At 72.3% G+C, this 14,482-nt stretch carries 11 protein-coding genes; 3 read left to right on the top strand and 8 right to left on the bottom strand.

Annotation, left to right across the window (positions count from 1 at the left end; translation table 11 throughout):
- The first annotated feature begins 57 nt into the window (after nt 1-57).
- Complete coding sequence (locus tag FHP29_RS10050; protein WP_139622891.1) at nt 58-801, top strand: succinate dehydrogenase/fumarate reductase iron-sulfur subunit; 744 nt, start codon at nt 58-60, stop codon at nt 799-801.
- Nucleotides 802-932: 131 nt separating this feature from the next.
- A complete protein-coding gene (locus FHP29_RS10045; protein WP_139622738.1) occupies nt 933-2,222 on the top strand; it encodes an adenylate/guanylate cyclase domain-containing protein in 1,290 nt (429 codons plus the stop codon).
- 3 nt (nt 2,223-2,225) lie between these two features.
- Here FHP29_RS10045 and FHP29_RS10040 read toward each other — a convergent pair whose 3' ends face one another.
- The 7 genes from FHP29_RS10040 to FHP29_RS10010 all read right to left on the bottom strand — a co-directional run bounded on the left by FHP29_RS10040 (nt 2,226) and on the right by FHP29_RS10010 (nt 12,475).
- Complete coding sequence (locus tag FHP29_RS10040; protein ID WP_139622737.1) at nt 2,226-2,453, bottom strand: SCO4848 family membrane protein; 228 nt, start codon at nt 2,451-2,453, stop codon at nt 2,226-2,228.
- The gene (locus tag FHP29_RS10035; protein ID WP_139622736.1) at nt 2,450-3,535 is read right to left on the bottom strand and encodes a YihY/virulence factor BrkB family protein; all 1,086 of its coding nucleotides are present in this window, start codon (nt 3,533-3,535) and stop codon (nt 2,450-2,452) included. The genes FHP29_RS10040 and FHP29_RS10035 overlap by 4 nt, the downstream gene beginning before the upstream one ends.
- Nucleotides 3,536-3,561: 26 nt before the next feature.
- On the bottom strand, nt 3,562-4,068 hold the full coding sequence (locus FHP29_RS10030; RefSeq protein ID WP_139622735.1) for a 2'-5' RNA ligase family protein: 507 nt from the start codon (nt 4,066-4,068) through the stop codon (nt 3,562-3,564).
- Complete coding sequence (gene trpS, locus FHP29_RS10025) at nt 4,068-5,165, bottom strand: tryptophan--tRNA ligase (RefSeq protein WP_139622734.1); 1,098 nt, start codon at nt 5,163-5,165, stop codon at nt 4,068-4,070. Before trpS ends, FHP29_RS10030 begins: the two co-directional genes overlap by 1 nt.
- Before the next feature lie 75 nt (nt 5,166-5,240).
- A complete protein-coding gene (locus tag FHP29_RS10020; RefSeq protein WP_240044429.1) occupies nt 5,241-6,416 on the bottom strand; it encodes an MFS transporter in 1,176 nt (391 codons plus the stop codon).
- A 228-nt stretch (nt 6,417-6,644) separates the two neighbouring features.
- Complete coding sequence (locus FHP29_RS10015) at nt 6,645-10,175, bottom strand: ATP-binding cassette domain-containing protein (RefSeq protein WP_139622733.1); 3,531 nt, start codon at nt 10,173-10,175, stop codon at nt 6,645-6,647.
- 110 nt (nt 10,176-10,285) lie between these two features.
- Nucleotides 10,286-12,475: an NADP-dependent isocitrate dehydrogenase gene (locus FHP29_RS10010; protein ID WP_139622732.1), complete on the bottom strand. Its 2,190-nt coding sequence runs from the start codon at nt 12,473-12,475 to the stop codon at nt 10,286-10,288.
- Between the two features lie 155 nt (nt 12,476-12,630).
- Here FHP29_RS10010 and FHP29_RS10005 point away from each other — a divergent pair, with 155 nt between their 5' ends.
- Entirely contained in the window at nt 12,631-13,719 is a 1,089-nt protein-coding gene (locus FHP29_RS10005) for an MIP family channel protein (RefSeq protein ID WP_139622731.1), read from the top strand.
- A 38-nt stretch (nt 13,720-13,757) separates the two neighbouring features.
- On the opposite strand, the gene FHP29_RS10000 is transcribed toward FHP29_RS10005, so the two are convergent.
- Nucleotides 13,758-14,414, bottom strand: a complete 657-nt coding sequence (locus FHP29_RS10000; protein ID WP_139622730.1) for a hypothetical protein — start codon at nt 14,412-14,414, stop codon at nt 13,758-13,760.
- Nucleotides 14,415-14,482: the final 68 nt, after the last annotated feature.

Raw genomic sequence — 14,482 nt, 5'->3', positions numbered from 1 at the left:
CCTGATCTACACCGCCATCGAGATGAAGCAGAGGTCCTACAAGTGAGCGCGGGCGACATGAACCTCACCCTGAAGATCTGGCGCCAGGCGGGGCCGAACGACCAGGGCGGCATCCAGACCTACCAGGTGTCGGGGATCTCGCAGGACATGAGCTTCCTCGAGATGCTCGACGTCCTCAACGAGCAGCTGAACGAGAAGGGCGAGGAGCCCGTCGCGTTCGACTCCGACTGTCGCGAGGGCATCTGCGGCATGTGCTCGCTGATGATCAACGGCGAGGCCCACGGCCCGGAGGTCACCACGACCTGCCAGTTGCACATGCGCTCGTTCAACGACGGCGACACGATCACCATCGAGCCGTGGCGCGCCGAGCCCTTCCCGGTGCTCAAGGACCTCGTCGTCGACCGCTCGGCGTTCGACCGGATCATCCAGGCCGGCGGCTACATCTCGGCCAACACCGGCTCGGCCCCCGAGGCCAACTCGGTGCCGGCGCCGCGCGACAAGGCGATGCGCGCGTTCAACGTCGCGACCTGCATCGGCTGCGGCGCCTGCGTCGCCGCCTGCCCCAACGGCTCGGCCTCGCTGTTCGTCGGCGCCAAGATCACCCACCTCGGCGAGCTCCCCCAGGGCCAGCCCGAGCGCTGGTCGCGCGTGGTCGACATGGTCGGCCAGCACGACCACGAGGGCTTCGGCGGCTGCACCAACATCGGCGAGTGCGCCGCGGCCTGCCCCAAGGAGATCCCGCTCGACGTGATCTCCCAGCTCAACAAGGACCTGCGCACCGCGCTGAAGAACGGCCACTGACCCGGCCCGTCCTGACCCGGCAATCTCGTCGACCCGGCCCGTCCTCACCTCTCTCGGGGTAAGGACGGGCCGGGTCGACGAATTTCCGAGGTCAGGATGCGCCGGGTCGCGGAGGCTGCCACGATGCGGCTGTGGGGGTCAAGGTGCTCAGCGGATGGCTGCAGGAGCGGCAGGCGCAGTTGCACATGGGGCGCTGGATGCTGGAGTTCGACGAGACCGAGGCAGAGCGCGCCTTCGTCCGGTACGACGACGCCGCCGGCGTGCGCGGCGCCCGCTTCGCACTCGTCATCGGCGCCGCCTTCACCGTCGTGTACGGGATCGTCGACCTGCTCGTGCTCGACGAGCCCTCGCTCGCGGCCGCCGTGCTGCGGTTCGCCCTCCTGCTGCCGGTGTTCGGGCTGTCAGCGGTCGTCCTGACCCGGTGGTCCCGGGCAGCCGAGTTCCTGCAGGCGACCAGCGTGCTGCTCCTCGCGGCGATCCTGCTCGACCTCGGCACCGTCCAGGCGCGGGTCGCGCCCTTCCCGACGGAATACATCCGCGCCTCGTGCACGGTGACCCTGCTCGGCGGCATCGGTCTGCTGCGCCTGCGCATGCACGCCGCCACCCTCACCGCGGCGCTCTACGTCGCGGTCTGCCTGACCCTTCCCGGGCTCGACGCCCAGGTCGACGTGCTCGCCCGCCACGTCGCGCCGACCTTCGGGCTCGCCGGGATCGCCCTGGTCATCGCCTACGCGCTGGAGCGGCTGCGTCGTACCGACTTCGTCGCCCAGCGCGAGGTGGAGCTGGAGCGGGCACGCTCCGAGGAGCTCCTCTTCAACGTCCTGCCCGCGCCCATCGCCGAGCGGCTGCGCAGCGAGCCCGGCGCGATCGCCGACGCGGCGCCCGACGTGAGCGTGCTGTTCTCCGACATCGTGGGCTTCACACCGGTCTCGGAGGCGTTGCCCGCCGAGGAGCTGGTCGGCCTGCTCGACACCATGTTCCGCGAGTTCGACGCCCTGTGCGACGCGCGCGGTGTCGAGAAGATCAAGACGCTCGGCGACGCCTACATGGCGGTGGCGGGCCTGCCCATGCCCGACGCCGACCACGCCGCCTCACTGGCCGAGCTCGCCCTCGACATGCAGCGCACGCTGGCCCGCCTCTCCCCCGCCTGGCCCAGCCCGATCGCGATGCGGATCGGGATCGCCTCCGGCCCGGTCGTCGCCGGCGTGATCGGGCGCCGCAAGTTCACCTACGACCTGTGGGGCGACACGGTGAACACCGCGAGCCGGATGGAGTCGCACGGCCGCCCGCACCGGATCCAGGTCTCCGAGACGACCCACGCCCTGCTCGAGGGCCGCTACATGTTCAGCGACCCGCAACTGATCGACGTCAAGGGCAAGGGCCCGATGACGACGTACTTCCTGCTCGGGGCGCCGGCGTAGGCGTCAGCCGTCCTTCGACGCCCGCAGCGCCTTCCAGCCCAACGAGCCGAGCAGACCGGCGATCACGAAGTTGACGACGATCAGGACCGTGTGGGCGACCCAGTAGCCGGTCGCGCGGTCCTCGCCCGCGTCGTACGCGCTGTAGAGGTTCTTGGCGAAGTTGCCGAAGGAGAAGACGTTCCAGGCCGCCACGGCCAGGAGCAGGATCGCGTGCTTTCGCTCGAACTTCACCGGCCCAGTCTCCCAGACCGCGGGGTACGACGACCGACCCGGGCGACCAGGGCGCCGGCGACGCCACCCGCGGCGAAGGCGAGCAGGCTCGGCGCGCGCGGGACCGGGGCGTCCTCGTCCGACAAGTCCGACTCGCCCGACTCGCCCGCCGGCCGCGGGGATGCGGCGGCCGCGATCGCCTGGGCGGCCGGGACCGGCACCGGCGGGCCGTCCGCCAGCGGGCTGGTCTTGGCCCAGGCGGCGGCGTAGAGGATCACCCGGGAGAAGTAGTTGATCCAGACCACCAGGATCAGCGCGATGCCGAACGCCTGGAAGGCGGGCTGCCCCCGGGTGCCGGCGAGCAGCATCCCCGAGAGCTGCTTGAGCACCTCGAAGCCGACCGCGCCCAGCACGGCACCGGACCACAGCGCGCGCGCCGGGAGGGCGGGCGCCACGAGCAGGCGGAACATCAGGAAGAAGAGCAGGGCCGAGGCCAGCAGCCCCAGCGCGACCCCGCCGGCGGTGACCAGCCAGCCCAGCGACGACTCGACGCCGAACAGGTCGAGCACCGCGCGCGAGGTGCGCGTGAGGACAGCCGAGGCGAGGACGCTCGAGAACAGCACCAGGCCGAGGACGGCCAGGGTGACCACGTCGCGGGCCTTGGCGACGAGGAAGTTCGGGCGCAGCCGCTGCGGCAGGTCGAAGATCACCGTCAGCGCCGACTGGAGCGAGGAGAGCCAGCCCAGGCCGGCGTACAGCACACCGGCCAGGCCGATGATCCCGGCGGTGCCGGCCGCGTTCTGCACGTCGGCGAGGTCGACCTGGGCCTCGCCGTCCCCCACCAGGCCGGGCAGGAACTGGCGGATCGCGTCGACCAGCGTGTCCTGCGCGTCGGGGTAGAGCTTCGCCACCCACCCGACCACGAAGAAGGCCAGGGCCAGGATGGGGAAGATCGACAGGAAGCCGAAGTAGGTCACCCCGCCGGCCTGCTGGCTTCCCTGGGTCGCGCTGTAGTGCTCCTGGGTGCGCAGGGCGTGGTCGAGCAGCGGCCAACGCTCCCTCGCCGCGGCGAGCCGCTGCTTCGCCCGATCGACCAGCGACATCTCAGGATCCGTTCCGGGTCAGCCGGTCAGCCCAGCGGGAAGGTGCGGGTGGACCGCCAGCCCTCCTGCTCGTGGTGGACGTAGAGGTGGAAGTCGGTGACGTCGAAGGCGCAGTCGAAGCCGGCCAGATCGTCGAAGGCGCGGTCGAGGGTCGGGTCGTCGAGATGGTGGGCGACGGTGACGTGCGGGTGGTAGGGGTATTCCAGCTCGACGGCGAGCGGCCCCCGTCGTACGGCGTCGGCGAGCTGCTCGCACTGCGAGATCCCCTCGGCGAGGCTGACGAACACGACGGGCGACACGGGCCGGAAGGTACCCGTTCCCCTCAGGTGCACCCGGAACGGCCCGACGACGCCCGCGGCGGAGGCGAGATGGGCCTCCAGGTCGGCGAGATCCCCGGCGAACTCGGTGGGCGGGACGAGCGTGATGTGGCTCGGCACGCCCTCCGCGGTCGGGTCGCCGATCCGCTGCCGGTAGTCGACCAGCTCGGTGGCCCACGGCTCCGGGATGGCGACGGCGACGCCGATCACCGGCATCAGCGGGCCTCCGAACGACCCGTACGACGCCCGGCCGGCGCCACGAAGCCGACCTGCTGGTACACGTCGCGCAGCGTGCTCTCCGCGACGGCACCGGCCGTCTCGGCGCCCTGTGCGAGGACCTGCATCAGGTGGTCCTGGTTGTCGAGGAGCTCGAGGGTGCGGTCGCGGAACGGGGTCACGAAGCCGACCACCACCTCGGCGAGGTCCTTCTTGAGGTCGCCGTACATCCGGCCGGCGTACTGCTCCTCGAGGCTGGCGACGCTCTCCCCGGTGAGGGCCGAGTAGATGGTCAGCAGGTTGCTGACCCCCGGCTTCTCCTCGAGGTCGAAGCGGATCTCGGTGCCGGAGTCGGTGACGGCCGAGCGGATCTTCTTCGCCGAGCGGGCCGGGTCCTCGAGCATCTCGATGATGCCGTTCGGGGTCGAGCCCGACTTCGACATCTTCTTGGTCGGCTCCTGCAGGTCGTAGATCTTCGCGGTCGCCTTGAGGATGTAGGGCTCGGGCAGCCGGAAGGTCTTCTTGAACCGGCTGTTGAACCGCTGGGCGAGGTCGCGGGTCAGCTCGAGGTGCTGGCGCTGGTCCTCGCCGACCGGGACGTAGTGGGGCCGGTAGAGGAGGATGTCGGCGGCCATCAGCACGGGATAGGCGAACAGGCCCACGCTCGCCGCACCCTCGCCGCCCTTGGCCGACTTGTCCTTGAACTGGGTCATCCGCCGGGCCTCGCCGAAGCCGGCGAGGCCGTTGAGAACCCACGCGAGCTGGGCGTGGGCCGGGACGTGGCTCTGCACGAAGATCGCCGACCGCGCCGGGTCGATCCCGGCGGCCAGGAGCTGGGCGGCGCCGCGCAGGGTGCGCTCGCGCAGCAGCTTCGGGTCCCAGTCCGTGGTGATGGCGTGCTGGTCGGCGATGAAGAAGAACGGCTGGTGGTCGCGCTGCAGGTCCACCCACTGCCGCAGCGCGCCCATGTAGTTGCCGAGGTGGAAGGAGTCGGCGGTCGGCTGGATCCCGGACAGCACGCGCGGGCGCGCGGCTCCCTCGGGCACGGCCGGCCGGGCCGTCTCCGGCACGGGCGGGTGCTGGGTGGTGGCGGACATGGGAGCGATTCTCTCAGGCACCCGGAGTCGTGCGTAAAGCCCCTCCCGCGGCGGACGCAGGTCGGGGAAGGCCGGCTACGCCCCTGCCGCCGTACGGCGGTGGGTGATCGCCGAGACCACCAGGACCGCCGTACCCACGGCGGCCAGGACCGCTCCGACCAGCGCGGGCGCGCGGTAGCCGTGCCCGGCGGCGATGACCAGGCCGCCGGCCCAGGCGCCGAGCGCGTTGGCGATGTTGAGGGCGGCGTGGTTCATCGCGGCGCCGAGGGTGACCGCGTCGCCGGCGACGTCCATCAGCCGCAGTTGGAGGTTGACGACGAGCACGGAGCCGGTGGCGGTGACGAGGAAGGCGACGGGCAGCAGCAGCCAGCCGTGCGGGGCGGCGGCGTAGTAGACGAGCATCAGGGCGATGCCCGCGACTCCGGACAGCAACAGACTGCGGAAGACCGACCAGGCGGCGAGCTCGCCGGCCAGCCAGGTGCCGGCGACCATGCCGAGGCCGAGGGCAAGGACGAAGAACGGGACGGTGCCGCGCTCGAGGCCGCCCACGACGGTCACGGTCTTGGCGATGTAGGAGTAGACGGCGAACATGCCGCCGAAGCCGACGGCGCCGACCGCCATGGTCAGCCAGACCTGCAGGCTGCCGAAGAACCGGCCGGCCTCCTTGCGGCCGCTCGCGTCGGTGTCACCCGGGATCGACGGGACCGCGGCGAGCACGAGCGCCACCGTGACCAGGGCGAGCAGGCCGCCGAGGAGGTACGTCGAGCGCCAGCCGACCTGCTGGCCGAGGAAGGTGGCCAGCGGGACGCCGACGACATTGGCGACGGAGAGGCCGAGCATGACGCTGGCGACGGCGCGGCCGCGCCGTTGCGGCGTGACGAGACTGGCCGCGACCAGGCTCGCGACGCCGAAGTAGGCGCCGTGCGGCAGGCCGTCGAGGAAGCGGGCCGCGGTCAGGACGTGGTAGTCCGGCGCCACCGCGCTGAGCAGGTTGAACGCGGCGTACGCGCCCATCAGCCCGACGAGCATCGCGCGGCGCGGCAGGGCGGCGCCGAAGAACGCCAGGATGGGCACGCCGACCACCACGCCGAGCGCGTAGGCCGAGATCACGTGGCCGGCCGCCGGCACCGACACGTCGACGCCGTCGGCGATCTCGGGCAGCACGCCCATCGTCATGAACTCGGTGGTGCCGATGGTGAACCCGCCGACCGCGAGCGCCAGGATCGCCAGCGCGGGTCGGTGGTGGGACACCGCCGGGCGCCCCTCGGTCGAGGTGGTCGTCGGCGAGGAGGTCACGTGAGGCTGCAACCCGGGCCGGGCTGTCGGATATTCCTCAGCGCAGCACTTCGACCGAGCACCGGATGCCGGGCGCCGCGGCGGCCGCGCGCCTCCTGTGACGAGCGTGACGTCGAGTTCCACGGCCAGCGCGACGTAGGCAGCGTCGTAGGCCGTCAGGTCGTGGCGCAGCTCCGCACCGCGTCAGCCCGCGAGGTGACCCCAGTCCCCCGCCAGGGACGCCCAGGGCCCGACCGCGGCGATCTCGCCGTCGACGAGGACGACGACCCGGTCGGCCTGGGCGAGCGCGGCCCGCTTGGAGGTCGCGCCGATCACGGTCGTGTGCCGCTCCCGGAGGGCGGCCCACAGCTCGATCTCGGTGGCGGCGTCGAGCGCGCTCGAGACGTCGTCGGCGAGCAGCAGCTCGGCGTCGGTGGCCAGCGCCCGAGCCAGCGCGAGCCGCTGGACCTGGCCGCCGGAGAGGCGCACGCCGCGGTGGCCGATGACGGCGTCGGGACCGCCGGCGTCCGCGACGTCGTCGGCCATCCGGGCGGTCTCGACCGGCCGGGCGATCTCCCGCTCGTGTCCGAGCAGGATGTTGTCGGCGAAGGTCCCGGAGAGCACCCGCGGCACCTGCGCCACGTGGGCGACCTGGCCGGGGCGCAGGAAGGTCTCGGGGTCGGTGACCTGCTCGCCGTTCCAGCGCAGCGAGCCGCGGTGGTCGATCAGGCCGGCCAGCGAGGACAGCAGGCTGGACTTGCCGGAGCCGACCTGCCCGACGAGCAGCACCAGCTCCCCGCGCTCGACCGCCAGGTCGACGCCGTTCGCGCCGATCGTTCCGTCGTCGTGCACCGCGCTGTAGCCGGCCAGCTCCAGACGCTCGAGCGGGACCCGGGTCGGGACGGCCGGGTCCGGGGCCGCGCCGGTCACCAGGTCGATGCCCTCGGGGAGGGCCATCAGGTCGGTGCCGCCTGCGAACCGCGCGGTGACCTGCTGCCAGGCACGCACCCCCGGCGCCTCGGTCACGACGGCGCCGGCCACCCGGCCGAACCAGTCGAAGCCGTTGACGGCCGTGGCGACGAGCAGGGCCGTGGCCAGGCCCCAAACGTCCCAGAGATAGCACGCCCACGCGGTGACGACGCCGACCTGGACCATGACGATGGGCACGCCGTCGAGGAAGGCCTGCACGCGGTGCTCGAAGACGGCGGCCTCGACCCGGCCGTCGTCGACGCGGCGCAGGTGGGCGTGCACCTGCGGGGTGCGGCCGGCGAGCTTGACGGTCCGGGCGGACTCGACGGCCGAGACGACCGCGCGGCCGAAGCGGGCCCGCGCCGCGGAGGAGCGCGCCGCCGAGCGGCCGGCGATCGGCCGGCCGATGGAGGAGGCCAGGGCGCTGGTCGTCATGACCACCAGCAGCACGCCGCCGGCCAACCAGGTGCCGCCCGCGATCATGGTGATGCCGGCGATGAGGAGCCCGTTGGCGAAGTCGACCCAGCGGTCGGCGTACCGGGCGTAGCGGTCGGCGTCCATCGAGCGCGCCACGACCTCGCCCGGCGGCGTGCGGTCCAGCCGGTGACCCCGGACCTGTCCGAGCAGGACCGTCATCCGCACCCGCAGCATGACCTCGATCCACCAGCGGGGGTAGCGACGGAACGCGTCGGCGAGCAGGATCGGCGCGACCAGGAGGCTGGCCACGAGGATCGCGACGAGGGTCACCGCCGACTCGCCCGCCTCGAGCCGCTCGACGATCCGGCCCCACACGAACCCGGTGACCGCGCCGAGCGGGGCGAAGATGGTGCCGCCGAGGAACAGCAGCACCGACCACGCGCCCCACCAGGGGCGCACCCAGAAGGCGTTCCAGGTGCCACGGGCCAGCGACGAGCCGGCGGCGACCTCGGGGCGCTGCGGCGGCGGTCCGGTACGACGGCGCCCACCGACGCCCGTCCCCGCGTCGGCGGGCCCGGGACCGTCGGTCTCCTCGGGGTCGTCGGAGTCGTCGGGGCCCTCGGTGTCGCTCGCTGCGAGCAGCCGGCGGAACGGGCCGTCGACGAGCGCGAGCTCGTCGCGCGGACCGTGCTGGATGACCCGGCCGTGGTCGAGCACCGCGACCGCCTCGGCCCGTTCGATGGTGCTGAGGCGGTGGGCGACGAGGATGCCGGTGCGCCCGCGGATCAGCCGGTCGGCCGCGGCGACGACGCGGGCCTCGGTGACCGGGTCCATCCGGGCGGTGGCCTCGTCGAGGACGACGACCTGCACATGGCGCACCAGCAGGCGCGCGAACGCGACGAGCTGCTCCTCGCCGGCGGACAGGGTGGTGCCGCCGGGCCCGAGCAGCGTGTCGAGCCCGTCGGGCAGCCCGGCCACCCAGTCGGTCAGACCGAGCTCGTCGACGGCCGCCTCGATCTCCTCGCGGGGCACCGTGGCGAAGAGCGTGATGTTGTCGGCGAGCGTCCCGGCGAGGATCTCGGTGCGTTGGGTGACGACGCCGACCCGGCGGCGCAGCTCGTGGAGGTCGAGGGTGGTGATGTCGGCTCCGCCGAGGAAGATCGTTCCGGGCGGCGGGTCGACGGCCCGGGAGAGCAGCGAGGCGAGGGTCGACTTCCCGGAGCCGGTGCGGCCGACGAGCGCCAGCGTGTGGCCCTGCTCGACGTACAGGCTGACGTCCTGGAGCGCGAAGGCACCGTCGACGTAGGCGAAGTCGAGGTGACGGATCCGCAGGTCGAGCGCGCCCGAGGGCAGGGACGCGCCGCCCTCGGGCTCGGCCTCGACGGCGAGCAGCTGCCGGAGGCGGAGCACGGCGCCCAGGCCGGCCTGGATGTCGGGGAGCTGATGGGCGAGGTTGTTGATCTGCCCGACGAAGATCATGGTGACCAGGAACAGCGTCACCAGGCGGGCGACGCCGAGATGGTCGCCGCTGACCAGGGCGACGCCGGAGATCGCGATCGCGGCGAGCAGTCCGTGGAGCAGCAGGCCGACCTTGATCGCCAGCTGCGCCTCGATCATGAGCACACGACGGAACTTCTCGTGGACGTCGGCCGACAGCCGTGCGAGGCGGCGGACGGCGAAGGCCTGGCCCAGGCTGGTGCGCAGGTCGTCGCGCCCCGCGACGCCCTCCTCGAGGGCAGCGGCGTGGTCGGTCCACGCGGCCTCCTCGATCACCTTGCGTCGGGCGATCTCGATCAGCGCGGGACGCATGACCCACACCGTCACGGCGCCGACGAGCGGGAACAGCAGGAAGGCCGGCCACCAGGTGAAGCCGGCGACCAGCCACATCGGGACCGAGGCGAAGCCGGTGCGCATCGCCATCCAGATCTGTTGGCGCAGCAGCGTGCCGACCTCGTGGGTGTCGTCGTCGACCCGGTCGAGGACCTCGCCGACGGCCTGCTCGGTCAGGTGGGCCAGGGGCTGCTGGAGCGCCGCGCTGAGCAGGTCGCCCCGCAGCCGGCCCTCGGCGCGGTCGACGACACCGGCCCACACCACCCGGCCGGCGGTGTCGATGACGGCGGCCCCGACGACGAACGCGGCCAGCCAGACGACGAGGGTGCCCGTGGGGTGCGCCGCGATCCGGCCGGCCACGACGGTGCCGAGGGCCTGGCCGAGCGCCGCCACCGCGACGGCGGCCACCGCGAACCCGGCCGAGCGCCCGCGCAGGCGGCGCCAGTCGACGCGACGGGAGGGATCGGCGGTGACGGTGGCCGACTCGCGGGCAACAGGGCGGGTCAGCGTCTCGGTCATCGGGTCCAGGGTAGGTTGCGGCACCGACAGGCCGCCTCCGATTTTCCTCCTGCGAAGACGACGACGCCCGGGATGTTCTCCATCCCGGGCGCCGTCGACTCGCGGCTCGCTCAGAAGCCGGCGAGCACCTCGTTCAGGGTGGCGCTCGGGCGCATCACCGCGGAGGTCTTCTCCGCGTCCGGGTGGTAGTAGCCGCCGATGTCGGCGGGCTGGCCCTGGACGGCGATCAGCTCGCCGGCGATCTTCTCCTCGTTGGCGCGCAGCGTCTCGGCCAGCGGCTTGAAGGCGGCCGCGAGGTCGGCGTCGTCGCTCTGCCCCGCCAGCTCCTCGGCCCAGTAGAGCGCGAGGTAGAAGTGCGAGCCCCGGTTATCGGTGGTGCCGAGCTTGCGTCCGGGCGAGCGGTCCTCGTTGAGGAAGGTGCCGGTGGCGCGGTCCAGCGCGTCGGCGAGCACCGTCGCGGCGGGGGCGCCGGCCTGCTCGGCGTACTTCTCCAGCGAGGGGACGAGCGCGAAGAACTCGCCCAGGCTGTCCCAGCGCAGGTAGTTCTCCTCGACCAGCTGCTGCACGTGCTTCGGCGCGGAGCCGCCGGCACCGGTCTCGAACAGACCGCCGCCCGCGATCAGCGGGACGACCGAGAGCATCTTGGCCGACGTGCCGAGCTCGAGGATCGGGAACAGGTCGGTGTTGTAGTCGCGCAGCACGTTGCCGGTCACCGAGATGGTGTCCTCGCCCTTGCGCATCCGCTCCAGCGAGTAGCGGCAGGCGAGCTCCGGGGAGAGGATCTGGATCTCGAGGCCCTCGGTGTCGTGGTCGGGCAGGTAGGCGCGGACCTTCTTGATGATCTCGGCGTCGTGGGCGCGCGACTCGTTGAGCCAGAAGATCGCCGGGGTCTGCGAGGCGCGGGCGCGGGTGACGGCGAGCTTGACCCAGTCCTGGACGGGGATGTCCTTGGTCTGGCAGGCACGCCAGATGTCACCGGCCTCGACGTCGTGCTCGATGAGCACGTCGCCGTTGGAGGCCAGGACGCGGACCGTGCCGGCCTCGGCGATCTCGAAGGTCTTGTCGTGCGAGCCGTACTCCTCGGCCGCCTGGGCCATCAGCCCGACGTTCGACACGCTGCCGATGGTGGCCGGGTCGAGCGGGCCGTTCTGCTTCACGTCGTCGAGGACCGCCTGGTAGACCCCGGCGTAGGACGAGTCGGGGATCACCGCGAGGGTGTCGTCCTCGCCGCCGTCGGCCCCCCAGAGGCGGCCGCCGTTGCGGACCAGGGCGGGCATCGAGGCGTCGACGATGACGTCGGAGGGGACGTGCAGGTTGGTGATGCCCTTGTCGGAGTTGGTGTAGGACAGGCGCGGGCCGCTGGCCAGCGCGGCCTCGAAGGCCGCCTTGATCTCCGCGCCGTTCTCCAGGGCGTCGAGGCCGGACAGGATGGCGCCGAGGCCGTCGTTGGCCGAGAGTCCGGCGGCGGCGAGCTGGTCGCCGTACTGCGCGAAGACGTCGGCGAAGTAGGCCTTCACGACGTGGCCGAAGATGATCGGGTCGGAGACCTTCATCATCGTGGCCTTGAGGTGGACCGAGAACAGCACGTCGAGGCTGCGGGCCTCGCTCAGCGCGTTCTTGAGGAAGGCCTGCAGGTGGGCGGCCTCCATCTTGGTGCCGTCGACGATCTCGCCGGCGAGGACCTTGAGACCCTCCTTGAGCACGACGGTCTCACCGGCCGCGGTCTCGAGGACGATCGAGAGGACGTCGTCCTGGGCGATCGTCACGGACTTCTCGTTGCTGGCGAAGTCGTGGGCGCCCATCGTGGCGACGGTGGTCTTCGAGCCCTCGGCGAAGGGCTTGTTGGTGTGCGGGTGCGACTTGGCGTAGTTCTTGACCGACGCGGGGGCGCGGCGGTCGGAGTTGCCCTCGCGCAGCACCGGGTTGACCGCGGAGCCCTTGACCTTGTCGTACTTGGCCCGGATCTCCTTCTCCTCCTCGCTCGCCGGCGCCTCGGGGTAGTCCGGGACGGCGAAGCCCTGCTCCTGCAGCTCCTTGATCGCGGCCTTGAGCTGCGGGATGGAGGCGGAGATGTTGGGGAGCTTGATGATGTTGGCCTCGGGCGTCTTGGCGAGCTCACCGAGCTCCGTCAGCGCGTCGTCGGCGAGGCCGAACTGCGCGAGGATGCGCGCCGCGACGGAGATGTCGCGCGTCTCGAACGCGACGCCCGCCTTGGCGGCGAAGGCCTCGACGATCGGCAGGAAGGAGTACGTCGCGAGCAGCGGCGCCTCGTCGGTGTGGGTGTAGATGATGCTCGACATGTCCGCGCGTCACTCCTGGGGCCGGGGATGGGATTCTTGACGTCAAGATACCTGATGCGGGCATCGGGTGCCCTTCGGTGGCCACAGTAGTGATTAGGGTGACCCGTGATAACCCGGCGGTTTTCGGGAGCCCTACCGAGGAGAAGGTCAAGGTCATGACTGACGAAGCAGTGGAGACATCCGCACCACCCACCCTGTTCCAGAAGATCGCCGCCGAGGCGCTCGGCACCGCCGTCCTCGTCTACCTCGGCTGCGGCTCGGCCGTGTTCTTCGGCAACGTGGTCGACGACCTGGGCGCCGGCCTGTTCGCGATCACGTCCATCGGCCTCACCTTCGGCATCGCGATCGTCGCGATGGCCTACACCTTCGGCCGCGTCTCCGGCGGACACTTCAACCCCGCCGTCTCCCTGGGCGCCGCGCTCGGCGGGCGCATCTCGTGGAAGGACGCCGGCCTCTACAGCGCCGCGCAGATCGTCGGCGGCCTCGTCGGCGGCCTCCTGCTCGCCCTCACCGCCCTGTCCAGCGACTTCGGCTGGGAGTTCGGCGAGCCCCTCGGCGCCAACGGCTTCGGCGACCACGGCGGCGTCGAGCTGCTCGGCGCGCTGCTCATCGAGTTCATCCTCACGTTCATCTTCGTGACGGTCATCCTCGGCACGACCGACGAGCGCAACCGGGCGGTGGCCGCCATGGCCCCGCTGACCATCGGCCTGACGCTCGCGGCCATCCACTTCGTGGCCATCCCCGCCACCAGTACGTCGGTCAACCCGGCCCGGTCGATCGGCGTGGCCTTCTTCTCCGGCAGCGACGCCATCGTCCAGCTGTGGCTGTTCATCGTCGCTCCGCTCCTCGGCGGTGCCATCGCGGGCGTGCTCTACCCGGCGATCTTCGGCCGCGGCGCCGACCCGGTGCCCGGCTCCGGCCTCAACTTCGGCTCGGGGGGCTCCTCCGACCCGGGCTTCACCCAGCAGTGGAACCAGCAGGCCTACGGCCAGCAGCCGTTCGGTCAGCACCAGGCCCAGCCCGGGCAGCAGGCCCAGGCTCAGCAGACGGGGCAGCAGCAGGCTCAGCCGATCATCCAGGACGGCTGGCAGTGGGACCCCGCCGCGCAGCAGTGGATCCCGGCCCAGCAGCAGCCCGCCGCACCCGGATCCCCTGGGGCCCCCGGCTCGACCGGCGCGAGCGACCCGCAGGGCGGCTGGGCGCCCCCGGCCAACGACCAGACCCAGGTCCGACCGCCGCAGTAGTCCCCGCGGCATCCGGAATCGGATGCGCCAGCTCGAACCTAGGAGCGGGCCTCGTCGTACGCGACGAGGCCCGCTTCGTCCGTCCGGACCAGGCCCACGCCCCGCGCGTAGACCTCGGTGCGGGTGCCGGTCGCGTCGACGATCTCGAGGTCGACGGTGCGCTCGTACGTCGCCAGGGGGACGGCGACCTCCTCGCCCACGGCCTCCACGGTGGCGACCTCGGAGAGCCCGGGCGCCGCGGCGGTGCGGAAGCCGTCGCCGAAGCGCGGCCGCGCCGGCATCATGAGCCCGGCCTCGGCGCCGGCCTCCCCCGCCAGCCACTGCCCCTCGCGGCCGAACCACCACACGTTGCCGGCGCGGTCCTGGGCGTAGAGATCGCGGACGACGGTGCCATCGGCCCACGCGCGGACCAGGGTCGTGGTCGCCACGCCGTCGATCTCCGGCCCCGCCTCCACGGACCGGGTGAGGGCGACCTGCCCGCCCGCCCGGTCGGCGTACTCCCAGCGCGAGCCGACCGTGAGCGGGAACCAGGGATTGTCGACGACGGCCACGAAGTCGGCAGGGTCGGGATCCGGGGTCGGCACGACCAGCCCGTCGACACCGGACGGCGGGCTCGGGGCCGAGGCCGAGCCGCAGCCCGCGGCGCCGACACCGAGGGCGAGGACCGCGATCGCGGCGGCGACGGGTGTCCGCATGCGGACATCGTCTCGCAGGTCCGCCCGCCTCCCCGAGGCGGGCCGGGCGCTGCTAGCGTCGCGGGCAG

The sequence above is a fragment of the Nocardioides albidus genome (assembly GCF_006335005.1).
Lineage (GTDB): Bacteria > Actinomycetota > Actinomycetes > Propionibacteriales > Nocardioidaceae > Nocardioides > Nocardioides albidus.
The sequence above is the reverse complement of the archived record's forward strand: the minus strand, read 5'-3'. Positions and strand labels throughout refer to the sequence as shown.